Origin of the sequence: Bradyrhizobium sp. SRL28 (genome assembly GCF_018596315.1) — a bacterium.
Taxonomy (GTDB): domain Bacteria; phylum Pseudomonadota; class Alphaproteobacteria; order Rhizobiales; family Xanthobacteraceae; genus Bradyrhizobium.
Window position 1 is genome coordinate 498,412 of the sequence record NZ_JAHEAG010000001.1, and the last position, 12,359, is coordinate 510,770.

10 protein-coding genes and 1 pseudogene are annotated in these 12,359 nt (G+C 59.1%); 9 read left to right on the plus strand and 2 right to left on the minus strand.

Annotated elements, in window-relative coordinates:
* Nucleotides 1-30: 30 nt before the first annotated feature.
* Nucleotides 31-879, plus strand: a complete 849-nt coding sequence (locus KIP88_RS02125) for an Npun_R2479 family HD domain-containing metalloprotein (protein ID WP_214486167.1) — start codon at nucleotides 31-33, stop codon at nucleotides 877-879.
* 119 nt (nucleotides 880-998) lie between these two features.
* Here KIP88_RS02125 and KIP88_RS02130 read toward each other — a convergent pair whose 3' ends face one another.
* The gene (locus KIP88_RS02130; RefSeq protein ID WP_214486168.1) at nucleotides 999-1,817 is read right to left on the minus strand and encodes a Crp/Fnr family transcriptional regulator; all 819 of its coding nucleotides are present in this window, start codon (nucleotides 1,815-1,817) and stop codon (nucleotides 999-1,001) included.
* A 335-nt stretch (nucleotides 1,818-2,152) separates the two neighbouring features.
* Between KIP88_RS02130 and KIP88_RS02135 the strand changes: the two genes are divergently transcribed.
* The 6 genes from KIP88_RS02135 (at nucleotide 2,153) to greA (ending at nucleotide 9,686) form a co-directional block, all read left to right on the plus strand.
* Complete coding sequence (locus KIP88_RS02135) at nucleotides 2,153-3,109, plus strand: hypothetical protein (protein ID WP_214486169.1); 957 nt, start codon at nucleotides 2,153-2,155, stop codon at nucleotides 3,107-3,109.
* 482 nt (nucleotides 3,110-3,591) lie between these two features.
* Entirely contained in the window at nucleotides 3,592-4,080 is a 489-nt protein-coding gene (locus KIP88_RS02140; protein ID WP_308163178.1) for a septal ring lytic transglycosylase RlpA family protein, read from the plus strand.
* A gap of 654 nt (nucleotides 4,081-4,734) precedes the next feature.
* Nucleotides 4,735-6,537, plus strand: coding sequence for an NAD(P)/FAD-dependent oxidoreductase (locus KIP88_RS02145; RefSeq protein ID WP_214486171.1), 1,803 nt, complete (start codon nucleotides 4,735-4,737; stop codon nucleotides 6,535-6,537).
* A gap of 253 nt (nucleotides 6,538-6,790) precedes the next feature.
* Nucleotides 6,791-7,216 (plus strand): SgcJ/EcaC family oxidoreductase, encoded by a 426-nt coding sequence (locus KIP88_RS02150; RefSeq protein ID WP_214486172.1) that lies wholly within the window; start codon nucleotides 6,791-6,793, stop codon nucleotides 7,214-7,216.
* Between the two features lie 249 nt (nucleotides 7,217-7,465).
* Nucleotides 7,466-8,974, plus strand: a complete 1,509-nt coding sequence (locus KIP88_RS02155) for an ATP-binding protein (RefSeq protein WP_214486173.1) — start codon at nucleotides 7,466-7,468, stop codon at nucleotides 8,972-8,974.
* 229 nt (nucleotides 8,975-9,203) lie between these two features.
* Nucleotides 9,204-9,686: a transcription elongation factor GreA gene (gene greA / locus KIP88_RS02160; RefSeq protein WP_214486174.1), complete on the plus strand. Its 483-nt coding sequence runs from the start codon at nucleotides 9,204-9,206 to the stop codon at nucleotides 9,684-9,686.
* Between the two features lie 100 nt (nucleotides 9,687-9,786).
* On the opposite strand, the gene KIP88_RS02165 is transcribed toward greA, so the two are convergent.
* Entirely contained in the window at nucleotides 9,787-10,719 is a 933-nt protein-coding gene (locus KIP88_RS02165; RefSeq protein WP_214486175.1) for a LysR family transcriptional regulator, read from the minus strand.
* A 113-nt stretch (nucleotides 10,720-10,832) separates the two neighbouring features.
* On the opposite strand from KIP88_RS02165, the gene KIP88_RS02170 reads away from it, so the two are divergent.
* Both KIP88_RS02170 and KIP88_RS48440 read left to right on the plus strand, forming a co-directional pair.
* The gene (locus KIP88_RS02170) at nucleotides 10,833-11,648 is read left to right on the plus strand and encodes an SDR family oxidoreductase (RefSeq protein ID WP_214486177.1); all 816 of its coding nucleotides are present in this window, start codon (nucleotides 10,833-10,835) and stop codon (nucleotides 11,646-11,648) included.
* 134 nt (nucleotides 11,649-11,782) lie between these two features.
* Nucleotides 11,783-12,326, plus strand: a pseudogene (locus KIP88_RS48440) (YkgB family protein).
* Nucleotides 12,327-12,359: the final 33 nt, after the last annotated feature.

Sequence of the window (12,359 nt, forward strand, 5' to 3'; positions counted from 1 at the left end):
CCGGAATAGCATCCCGGATCGGAGGCGATCATGTTCAATCCAACAGAAATTGTCATCCAGGCGTTTATCCAGCATCTTCAACATACGTACGGCCAAATCTATGGGGTCCTTGAGCCCGCCTATCCGGACATCATTGGCTTCGTTGCGCGCCTCTCGTTGGAGAATATCGCCGATAGTGATGCGGCCTATCACGACGTGAACCACACCATCATGGTGACATTAGTTGGCCAGGAGATTTTGCGCGGGAAACACATCAGGGACGGCGGCGTCACCCCACGCGATTGGCTCCATTTTACGATTTCGCTCCTGTGCCACGATATCGGGTATGTACGAGGGGTATGTCGGGGCGACCGCGATGGACATTATGTCTGCAACGAAAAAGGTGATCTCGCGCCCATATCCGCGGGAGCCACGGACGCATCCTTGACCCCCTATCATGTCACGCGATCGAAGCTCTTTGTCCGCGAGCGCTTCGGCAAAATAAGCTTGGCGCACATCGACACGCCAGAAATCGAGGCCAATATCGAGCACACGCGCTTTCCCGTACCGGAGCACGAGCAGCATACCAGCACCGCAGATTATCCAGGCCTGCTTCGTGCCGCGGATCTAATCGGCCAACTGGCCGACATCAACTATTTGCGCAAGACGTCCGCGTTATTTGCCGAATTTCAGGAAACAGGCGCGATCGAAAAGCTCGGATATCAAACCTCCGATGATTTGCGGGCTGCGTACCCGGCTTTCTTCTGGCAGGCCGTCCGGCCCTATATCGGCGATGCACTTCGGTATCTGCGGGTGACGCAGGAAGGCAAGCAGTGGATCTCCAACCTATATGCGCACGTGTTCTCAGAAGAACATCGAGGAGAATTTGCGGCGCACTGAAGCGGGCTTGCCGGATGGGGGACCAGGCAGCGGCTTCCAGTTGATCCAAACCGAAATGTTGCTTGCAAGACCCGCACTGCGTTGAGACGTGGATGTGTGAAGCAATCAGTAGCCAAGGCTTAAGCTATGTCGTCCGCGGCCGTAGGCGGCCGCAAGGCTTTTTCCTGTGCAACGACTCCTTCCAGCCGCGAAATGTTCTCCAGCAGGCGCTGGCTGGTCAGGACGAGAAAGTAATAACCGAATTGCGGATTTTGAAAGTAGATCTCGAGGAGCTTTTCATAAGTTATGGTCATCACTTGCCCGTCTTCGATGCATTCGACGGTCGCGGTTCTCCGCTGATTGGGAGTAAGGAAACCGAGTTCGCCCATGAGACGTCCCGGTGGAAGCTCCACGCCGATTTCCTTGACCAAAAACGTTCCTGTGACCGTCAGGAACATTTCGGAAGCTGCATCATCCTTCCTGAACAATTTATCTCCCCGGCGGTATCTGCGCTCGGTCATGAAAGGTTTTAGCCATTCCAAGGAGGTGTCGCCCTCCGTCGCGATACGTGCCCTTTTGATCAGATTGAGCATTTGACGGAGGCGGATTGCATTGATCGGCAGCAACAACAGATAGAGGAAGAAAGCCCCGACGTTTCCCGAGAGCGCGCCATAGGCGACGAAGAACATGCAGCCGACCATGTTCGCCACGCGCAGCGGCACTATCGTCTGCATCAGCAGGGTAGCGACAAGAAAGATGGCGCCAACCAGAGCGAACATATTGGCAAGCGTGATGTTGGCCAGCACAATTTCCAGCAGCCGACTGAATAGTGCGTCGTAGGTGATGTTGTTGGGATCGAGGCCCATCTGAATCAGAATCTTTGCGATCCTGAGATTGTCCGCCGCCGTATCAAGAATGCGGTCGAGTATCGTCGACAAATCTACACTGCTGAACTTCATCGGATCATCCCCCGCGAAAGCCGTCGGTACTCGTCGGATATACCGGATACTGATAATCGAAGTCGGATAACAACCATTGAGTAATATCACTCCCAGTCTCGATGCAATCGATCAACTTTACCTCGGGCGGTGGTGGTTTGGGTAACGCTCTCTGATGGCTCTTGCCGTCGAGTCTGTCCCTAGTGGAAAAGAAGACAGCCAAGGACGCGACGCTTTTACCCAACTGAGAGATGTCATCGCTCCAGAGATTGGCACCTGAGACCACCCGCTGGCCCTTACAGTGTGCTACTCTGAGCCGGCACGACCCCCTGTCCTCAGCCAGGAACCGTCGCACCGTGACCCACTATAATAACCAGGCACGGACGGAGGAAAGCCGCTTCCGCGGTGCCCTTGACGATGTGATAATCGTCCCACTTGTTTTTTTCGCGCTGGCCGCAAACAAAATCCTGCGTTTCATTCTTTCGATCTTGATGCGGCTGCTCGACTACGCGTTCCCTTTGGCAATGCAGATTGTCTGGCTTCCGCTCTTGGCGGCCAGGGTTCTTGGCAATGTCATCGTTACTGTCATAAACGGCGCGTTGCGCTTCCTCCCCATTTCCGAGACGAAACGTCGACAGTGGAGTACATCGATCCGCCGGAACTGGTCGTGGCTCCGGCGGAAGATTAGCTATCGGGCGTTCGAACATGCTGTGTACATTGCCTTTGAAAGCGGCATGGCATGGGTGTTCCGAAAATGCCGACATCTCACTCCGAACACCGCATTGCTCGTGATCCTGGGCGCGGTACTTTGGCTCCCGATTTCCTTCGGGGCTGCAACGGCGATGCACGCGGTATTGTTTGCCAAGGTCACGTCCTGGCCAGCTTGGATGCAACTCTTGCATCCGCTGGCAACGGTCATCGCCAAGAGCAAGCTTTTGGTGCTGCCGGTGTACCCAGCAGCCTGGCCACAGGCCAAAAAACATCCGCTCGTTCAGCTCATCTTCAAGGGCTATGAAACCGTCAAGTCCCTGTATGTGATCAAAAAGGCCGGTTTTCGCTATCGGCAGGCAGAGACCGTCAGCGTCGCGGCGGTTGAGAAGCTTGAACGCACCGCAGGCCTCGCATGGGTGGCAAGGTGGCTGCGCGAGGCGCATGTCACCGAACATCTCGGCGTCGAAAAGCCCACTCAGAAATTGCGTTCGTTCTTCTCGCGATGGTCAATTCAGTTCTCGGCCGAATACTACGAAGCGAAGGAACGGCAAGTCTCAGGTATCCCATCATTAAACAGCGGCAAGCTGCGAACGCTGAGATGATATCTATCTCGCGCGATCGATGGCCGTAGAGGGATTCCGCTCTTCTTGAAGCAGCGGGCTCTGTGGCGGATGCAGACTGAAGAGCGCGGCTGATGCGCCTGATCTTGTCCCCTCTTGTTCCCGTCGATCGACGAGGCGGTCGAATAACGGCGCCACTTCCAAGTTTGGCACGTAGTCAACAGCACCCACTTACCGAGCGGCCGCTTTGCGACCCCGAACGGACATGGGTCGGACGCTTGCTCCTATTCACGCCCTAGCCAAGAGGCTCCATTCAGTCATGTTGCTGACGCAATTTCTGTCTTAGTCGGTGAGAACTAAGAACACCTGTGCGAGGACCACACTGGTTCCCACAACGGTTCCGTCGCCCGGGTTGGCACGAATCCACAAAACATTCGGCACGAGTTCGTCAACGCATCCGCGTTCGCTCGATCATGTTTTGCGGCATCGGGAACCGAACGTTCTAGAAAATCAATCAAGGAGTTATGATGTTGTATCGCTCGGGCGCCGCAATTTGCGGCGCCGTACTTGCGCTTGCCTTTTCTGTTACCGTTGCTCGAAGTGATGCAGTTCATTCAAGCGCCGTCGTCAATGCCGCTTCTGGGGATGCGATCGTTGGCGCAGCATCCACGTACAATCCGTTCAAGCCCGGATGGCGGGAGGGCGGCCCGAACACAGCCTCCGGCGAGCGCTACGATCCCTCTGTCTGGGCGGCTGCCATCAAGACGAGCTTGCGCCAGAAATTTGGTGGGGTCCGATATGGCGCGAGGCCGAAGTATGCCCTCGTCGAGGCTGTAGGCAAGAAGGTCATCGTCAAGATAAATGACGTGGGGCCACTAACGCCTGGCCGCATCATTGACCTCAATGAGCGGGCGATGCGCCATTTCGACCCGAGCCTGCAGCGCGGGGTAATCTATGGCGTAAGCGTTAGGCCGCTTTCCGGCGACTATTGGATCCCCGGACCGGTTGGCTGAACATCGCATGCGAAAGAAACGGAGCACGACCCTTCTGGACAGTGGGAACGCCTCGATGGCCTCCCCGCCGCTGATCTTTGAGGCGATGCCACCTCTGGCGACAAGGCGCCGTCCGGCGCAATTTGCGTTGCTCGCGTTCGGCTCGAGATCGCACAGATGTGGCACGACCTTGCACCCTTCAATTTGGCGATAGATCGCGAACTTCGCGCCTGCGATTTGGTCAAACTTCGCATCGACGAAGTATCCTCAGGTGCAATGGTCCGGGACAGAGCGACAGTCGTCCAAAAGAAGACGGGCCGACCAGTGCAGTTCGAGATTACGGAACAGACACGGCTTCCCTCGAAGTCTGGTTACGAATTCTCGCGCTCGGGATGAGGTAGACGATGCTCTACACATCGCCGAGCAAATCGCTTGCACGCCAAAACCCGGACGTTCCCTGAAAATCAGGTGCTGGACCCAATCCGATGCCTGGCCGCATTTTAACCCGACTGGCTGTTTCTCCCTCGCCTCTTCGCCGCAAAGTGCTAGAGTTTAGGTCTGTCCTGAAAGACCGAATGACACCGCGCAAGCTCATCGCTTTCGTCGGCGCCTCGGCTTCAGTTCGCCGGAACGAGAAAAGAGCGCAGCTCTGCCATCGGCACAAGGGAGGACATCATGCTCGACAAAGCCCCGGACGGAAAAATGTCTGATCTTCTCAACGCGCTCGACAAAGCGCTGTCCGCTGGCGAGGTGGAAAGCGCCGTCGATCTCTTTCAGACGGACTGCTACTGGCGCGACCTCGTTACCTTCACCTGGAACATCAAGACAATGGAGGGCAAGGAGCAGGTTCGCGACATGCTCAAGGCGCGGCTCGCCGATACGAAGCCGTCGAACTGGAAGATTGCGGACGGAGAGAACGCTTCCGAAACAGATGGAATTATCGAGAGCTGGATACAATTCGAAACAGAGGTCGCGCGTGGCTTTGGCCACATGCGCCTGAAAGACGGTCGGATCTGGACGCTGCTGACGACCATGAGCGAACTCAAGGGACACGAAGAGCCATTGGGCTTCGACCGTCCGATGGGCGCGAAACACGGCGCCGAACGCAATCGAAAGACATGGAAGGAAGAACGCGAGGCGGAAACCGCTGAGCTCGGCTACTCGCGTCAACCCTATTGTGTCATTGTTGGTGGCGGTCAGGGCGGCATCGCGCTCGGAGCCCGTCTGCGTCAGCTTAATGTGCCGACGATCATCGTCGAAAAAAATGAAAGACCTGGCGACAGCTGGCGCAAACGTTACAAGTCCCTCTGTCTGCATGATCCGGTTTGGTATGATCATCTGCCCTATCTGCCGTTTCCTCGGAACTGGCCGGTTTTCTCACCGAAGGACAAGATCGGGGACTGGCTAGAAATGTATACAAAGGTGATGGAGCTCAACTACTGGGGCGCCACCGAATGCAAGAAGGCATCTTACGACCAGAAAAGCCGCGAATGGACCGTTGTCGTGCAGCGCGACGGCAAGGAAGTCGTGCTCAAGCCAAAACAGCTCGTACTTGCGACGGGGATGTCAGCCAAGCCCAACATGCCGAAATTCGAAGGCATGGAAATTTTCAAGGGCGATCAGCACCATTCGTCGCAGCATCCGGGACCAGACAAATACAAGAACAAGAAAGCCGTGGTGATCGGCTCGAACAATTCCGCCCACGATATTTGTGCCGCGCTTTGGGAAGCCGGAGCCGACGTTACCATGGTTCAGCGCTCGACGACCCATGTTGTGAAGTCGGACTCGCTGATGGAGCTCGGACTGGCCTCGCTTTACTCCGAACAGGCGGTCCAGTCTGGAATGACGACGGCCAAGGCCGACCTGATCTTTGCTTCACTGCCTTACAAGATTCTGCACGAGTTTCAGATCCCGGTTTATAACGCGATCAGGGAACGCGATGCCGATTACTACAAACGTCTCGAGAAGGCAGGCTTCCTGCTCGACTATGGTGACGACGATTCCGGTTTGTTCATGAAATACCTTCGGCGTGGATCCGGATACTACATCGACGTCGGTGCTTCGGAATTGGTAGCCAATGGCAGCATCAAGCTGAAGAGCGGCGTCGATGTCAAAAAGCTCACGGAACATTCCGTCATTTTGACCGACGGGACCGAGCTGCCGGCAGATCTCGTCGTTTATGCCACCGGCTACGGTTCGATGAACGGCTTCGCCGCGGACCTGATCTCCAGGGAAGTTGCTGACAAGGTAGGCAAGGTCTGGGGACTAGGCTCGAATACGACCAAAGACCCGGGCCCATGGGAGGGCGAACAGCGAAATATGTGGAAACCGACGCAACAGGAGGGGCTTTGGTTCCATGGCGGTAACCTGCACCAGTCGCGCCACTATTCCCAGTTTCTCTCCCTCCAGTTGAAAGCGCGAATGGAAGGCATTCCCACACCGGTTTACGGTCTCCAAAAGGCCCATCATCTGAGCTGATTGCCTGTTCGATATCCGCCGGAATCTTTCTAACAAGAACTGGCCATTCAACAGTCAGGCACATGGGCGATGAAATCGTTCGCCACTCTCGTCGCTCCTACCGAACTCGGCGAACTGTGCGAGGCGCTGCGCTGCTCCGGTTCGTCAATGTTGCTGACGGTAATTCCCCGGAATTGCTGTTACACCAAACGCGGTCTCGGATGCGGCATTCAACGCATCCGCTTCGACGTCACGATCAGGATGGGAGATGATCATGCGCAGCACAGCACTGGTGATTGCATTCGTGATCTCGTTGACCGCGCCGGTTTCGGCTCAGAAGGCCGAGATCGAAGCGATCAACACCAAATTTGTTGAATTGTTCAACAAGGGCGACTTCTCCGGGCTTGCATCACTCTACAGCACTGATGCGACCGCCTTCCCGCCCGGTTCTGCGATGGTACAGGGCCGAGCGGCCATCGAGGCAATGTGGAAAGGCATGGCGGAAAAAGTTGGCGATCCGAAACTCACAACCATTGACGTCAAACCGCTTGGCCCATCCGCAGCACGCGAGATCGGGACCTTCTCCCTGAAGACCAAGGGACCGACACCCCAGGAAGTGACTGGAAAGTATGTCGTGGTTTGGGAAAAGGTCGGAAATGACTGGAAGCTCAGCACCGATATATGGAACGACGGCAAATAGCCATCTCTCATTCTCAGGTCTGCTTCGCGCCGAACGATATCGATCTGGCCGCGCTCGCACTCGCCAACAACCTTTGTCCACAACCCCGGCAGGCGCCTCCGGTGCGTGAAGTGTGGCAGGTCGGCATCCATCCGGGCTGATCGCGTTCGACCAGCCGTGGAGAACACGGAAGTAGCCAGCCATGGGCGCTCGACGGGCTGCGTTCAGGTTGTTAAGCCCGCCTCCGCCAAGGGGACTTTGAGTCGGGACATGACCGTTGCGATCGAGATGGGACACACGACGGCAGGCGCCCCGGCTAACCTGGACCTAGAGGAACTGCTGGCGACCCGCCTGCTGGTGCAGGGCAATTCGGGCTCCGGCAAATCCCATCTGCTGCGCCGGCTGCTGGAACAGAGTGCCCCGTGGGTGCAGCAGACCATCATCGACCCCGAAGGCGACTTCGTGGCGCTTGCCGACCGTTTCGGCCACCTCCTGATCGATGCCGAGGACCATACCGAGCGGGGCCTGCAGGTCGCCGGGGAGCGAGCGCGCATCCATCGCGTCTCCGCGGTGCTGAATCTCGAGGGGCTCGACGCCGAGAACCAGATGCGCCGCGCCGCCGCCTTTCTCAGCGGGCTTTTCGAGGTCGCCCGCGACCACTGGTACCCGATGCTGGTGGTGGTGGATGAGGCGCAGCTGTTCGCGCCGGCCGTCGCCGGTGAGGTTTCGGACGAAGCGCGCAAACTCTCGCTCGGCGCCATGACGAACCTGATGTGCCGCGGCCGCAAACGCGGGCTTGCGGGGGTCATCGCCACCCAGCGACTGGCGAAGCTCGCCAAGAACGTCGCGGCCGAGGCGTCCAATTTCCTCATGGGCCGAACCTTTCTGGATATCGACATGGCACGCGCCGCCGACCTTCTGGGCATGGAGCGGCGACAGGCGGAGGCCTTCCGGGATCTGGAGCGCGGGCAATTCATGGCGCTGGGACCGGCCCTCTCCCGCCGTCCGCTGGGGCTGCGCATTGGTCCAACGGACACCACGCCGCGCAACGCGACCCCGCGCCTGATGCCGCTGCCGGAAGCGACACCGGACGCACGCGCCATCATCCTGGCAGCGCCGCCGCCCGAGAATAACCGGCCCCAGCGCCGGTCGTCGCCAGACCTCCTCGAGCAGCTCATGGCGGCGAAGTCAGCGGCGCTGGAGATCCGTACCGAAGCGGTGGAGCAGCCCCTCAGCGCTGAGGAACTGGCGGAGCGGCGTGAGCGCGTGGACCGTATTCTGCGCGCCGTCATGGCGGAACCCGACGCGGGATTCCGTGCCATCGGCGTCCTCTATCAGGAGTTCGTGGTCCGCTGCCGAATAGAGGGCCTCGGTTCGGACGTGCCGGATCTGGCTGATTTCCGCCGCATGCTGACGCGCGCCCGCGCCGGGCTCGGCTCCGATATGGCAGAGGATGACGGCTGGCAGGATGTCTCGGTCCGCGCCTCACTGCTGCCGGAAGATATGCAGGGCGTCTTCATGATGATCGCCCGCGCCGCAAAGGAAGGCTGGCCCTGCCCGGGTGATGCAGCGATTGCCCGCGCCTATGGCTCACATTCGTTGCGCCGTGCACGGCGTCTGCTGACCTACATCGAGGAGCAGGGCCTCATCGTTTGCCAGCTTGACGGTGCCGGCCGGCGGATCGTGACGCTCGTCGAACTGGCCTGGGCAACGGCACCGGGCGACCCCAATGCCGAGGAACTGCCGGCGGAGCAAGGCTGCAGCAGCTCGGCTCCATGATGTGACGGTCGAGCGCGCACTCGGAAAATACCGCGCATCAGCCGTGGCAGCAGAGCACTGCTAGAGGGCTTCTGTCGCGTGATACACAAACGAGGTAGCTCGATAATGGCGCCCGTCTCGCTCCGCGGTATGCTAAACTTGCCGAGTGTTGCGCGACAGTTCCGTTGACGAGTCCGCGCTTTTGTCGCCGACCGCTTTTTGCATTTCGCGCTTAAAAGGAGTTCTGAGCTTGAGCGTTGCCTTCACCAAGGAAGACAGTGCCGAAACCGCGTCGGAGACTTTGCTTCCCGACCGCCCGGTTTCACCTCATCCGAACCTTGTTACGGAAGCGGGATTGAAGGCTCTGGAATTTCAGCTCCAGCAGGCCCGCGAGGCGTACGAGACGGCGCAGAAAATCGAAGACGTGAATGAGCGGCGGCGGCAAGCCGCAACCCCTTTGCGTGATGCGCGCTACTTTGCGGCAAGAGTTCGGACGGCTCAGGTCATCCCCACTCCGACATCAAACGACACTGTCGCCTTTGGGAGCACCGTCACTTTCAGGCGCGACGATGGGCGCGTGCAGAAATATCATATCGTGGGAGAGGACGAAGCGGACCCCAAGGCCGGCTCTATTTCCTTCGTGTCCCCAGTGGCAAGGTCTCTGATGGGCAAAGCTGTTGGGGATATCGTCGGCACCTCCGGTCAAGAGCTGGAGATTATTGCGATCTCGTGAGCCCCCGGACAAGGCGCAGCCGATGTTTGGAAAGTCCGCCGTGCAGCAAGAGCTGCCCTCCCACAGCGGGCGTTGAGCAACTTCTCCACGAGCAACACGGTTACGGGCGCTGTTTCCGCGGGACCACACCGTTCGGCAGGTCCGCGAGGCGCGTCCTAAGGCGTGGCAACGCGAAGTCGAGAAACGCACGCAATTTGGCCGGCATAAAGCGATTTGGCGAGTACACGAAGCTGACGGGTTGCGGCGGCGGCTGAAAATCCTGCAGAAGCGGAACCAGCTGTCTGGATTTGATCGATTCGGCGACAAGATAAGAGAACGCCACGGTGATCCCGATGCCCGCGCGCGCAGCATCGCAGGCCGACTCGAGATTGCTCGCAACGAAACGCGATCGAACGGGCACCACATACTCGGTCTGGTCTCGTTTGAATCTCCACGTGGTTGGCGACTGCATCGGAGAATAGCTGATGCAGTCGTGCGCAGAGAGGTCGTCAGGCGATTTGGGCGTTCCGCGAGATTTCAAATAGCCCGGACTCGCGCAAGCTACGCGGTAGATTTCCCCGACACGCACCGCGATCAAGCTGCTGTCGGCAAGATCGCCGACGCGAAGCGCAACGTCGATGTGCTCCTCCATGAGATTGACAGTCCTGTCCTGCAAATTGAGCTGAACGTCCACCTCCGGAAACGTCACCAGGAACTCCGCCAGAATCGGCTGCAGACATAAGCGGCCGAGCGCGACAAGGGTCGAAACACTCAGATCTCCGCGCGGCGTTGTGTACTCGCCGGAAGCGGCGCGCTCGGCTTCGGTGATATCGGCAAGGATTCGCTTTGCGGCGGCGATGTAGGAGAGCCCCGCGTCAGTCGGGACCAGTGCGCGGCTCGACCGATTGAACAGCTTGGTGCGCAGGTGCGCTTCGAGCTCGGACACCTTTCGGCTCACGGTCGCCAGCGGCATTTTCTGCCGGCGGGCCGCAGCCGACAGGCTTCCGGCTTCGGCCACGGCTAACACAATCGACATGCCTTCGAGACGGTCCATTGGGATGCTTCCATTTTATGGAAGGATACATCTCGATTTTGCCAGATAGCCATCAATTTCGGAAGGGCCTATCCATCACCGCGAAGCAACGAACCAACCAAACGGAGATGGACATGACCCAGGCCAAAGGCACCGCCCTTATCACCGGCGCATCCACCGGCATCGGTGCGATCTACGCCGATCGTCTGGCCAAGCGCGGCCACGACCTCATTCTTGTTGCGCGCAACAGGCAGCGCCTCGCATCGCTGGCGCGGCGGCTCGCCAACGAAACGGGCCGGAAAGTGGAGACGGTCGAAGCCGACCTCACGTCCCCGGCAGACCTGCAACGCGTTGAGGACATCCTCCGGACCAATGCCGGCATCTCCCTGCTGGTCAACAACGCGGGCGTCGGCGCTGCAGGCCCGCTGGTCGCTTCCGACGTTGACAAGATGGAAGACATGATCCGTCTGAACGTCACCGCGCTGACGCGGCTGACCTATGCCGCGGTCCCGGGATTTGTTGCCCGCGGCTATGGCACGATCATCAACATTGCGTCGATCGTCGCGATCGCGCCGGAGGCGCTGAACGGTGTCTATGGCGGCACGAAAGCGTTCGTGCTCGCGTTCAGCCACTCTCTCGTTCACGAACTCGCCGACAAGGGCATCCGCGTACAGGCGGTGCTGCCGGGCGCCACGGCTACCGAATTCTGGGACGTGGCCGGCATGCCGGTTCATCAGCTTCCGGCACAGATCGTGATGTCGGCCGACGACATGGTCGATGCCGCGCTCGCCGGCTTCGACCTCGGCGAGACCGTGACCATCCCGTCGCTGGCGGACAAGTCAGAGTGGGATCGTCATGAGACGGCGCGCTTCGCCATGTCGAGCAAGCTCTCGAGTGCCATCCCGGCGCCTCGCTACAACCTGCACAAGCACGAAAGCGTGAGCGCCTAGACGACGCCTACGCACCAATCGCCGGGCTGCCAAGGCGCCCGACGTACTTCTCGGCATCCAGCTGGACGTGCCGAGACCGTCGAGTTGATGCTCGACGGCGGTCCTTCACACGTCCGGTGGACAAGGAGAGTACCATGAAAACGGAAGTTACCATCTCACGCATCGCCATCCGGACACCGGTCCTGCCACTGCGCGCAGTCTCCGAGTGGCGCGATCATGCCGAACGCCTGCTCGCCTACGCCGAGCCGGTCAGCCGAGTCGGCCTCTACGTGTCGCTCGCGATCATCTACGCCTGGTTCGGCGGGATGAAGTTTACTGAATACGAAGCCAACGGGCTGGTGCCGCTGGTGGAGAACAGCCCACTGCTGAGCTGGTTCTATGCTCTGTTTTCGGTCCGCGGCTTCTCCACCTTCCTCGGTTTCATCGAACTCAGTATCGGGCTGCTGATCGCCCTCAGATTGGCGAACCCGATCTTTTCCGCAGCCGGCGGTCTTCTCTCGGCCGGGCTTCGTCACGACCCTCAGCTTCATGATCTCGACGCCGGGCGTCGTCGTGCCGGAGCTCGGGCTGCCCGCGATCTCGGTCGCGCCGGGTCAGTTCCTCCTGAAAGACGTCGGCCTGTTCGCCGCCTCCTTCTGGGTGTTCGTCGACTCGCTGAAGACCGTGGTTCGCCGGTGAACAGGACAAAAGCAACAGCACCCCAAGCAAAGG

What these genes read in the sequence shown, in the direction of transcription:
- KIP88_RS02150 (WP_214486172.1), top strand. Translation starts at nt 6,791, where the DNA reads ATGCGCAGCACAGCACTGGTGATTGCATTCGTGATCTCGTTGACCGCG.
- KIP88_RS02145 (WP_214486171.1), top strand. Translation starts at nt 4,735, where the DNA reads ATGCTCGACAAAGCCCCGGACGGAAAAATGTCTGATCTTCTCAACGCG.
- KIP88_RS02130 (WP_214486168.1), bottom strand. Translation starts at nt 1,817, where the DNA reads ATGAAGTTCAGCAGTGTAGATTTGTCGACGATACTCGACCGCATTCTT.
- KIP88_RS02170 (WP_214486177.1), top strand. Translation starts at nt 10,833, where the DNA reads ATGACCCAGGCCAAAGGCACCGCCCTTATCACCGGCGCATCCACCGGC.
- KIP88_RS02140 (WP_308163178.1), top strand. Translation starts at nt 3,592, where the DNA reads ATGATGTTGTATCGCTCGGGCGCCGCAATTTGCGGCGCCGTACTTGCG.
- KIP88_RS02155 (WP_214486173.1), top strand. Translation starts at nt 7,466, where the DNA reads ATGACCGTTGCGATCGAGATGGGACACACGACGGCAGGCGCCCCGGCT.
- KIP88_RS02165 (WP_214486175.1), bottom strand. Translation starts at nt 10,719, where the DNA reads ATGGACCGTCTCGAAGGCATGTCGATTGTGTTAGCCGTGGCCGAAGCC.
- KIP88_RS02125 (WP_214486167.1), top strand. Translation starts at nt 31, where the DNA reads ATGTTCAATCCAACAGAAATTGTCATCCAGGCGTTTATCCAGCATCTT.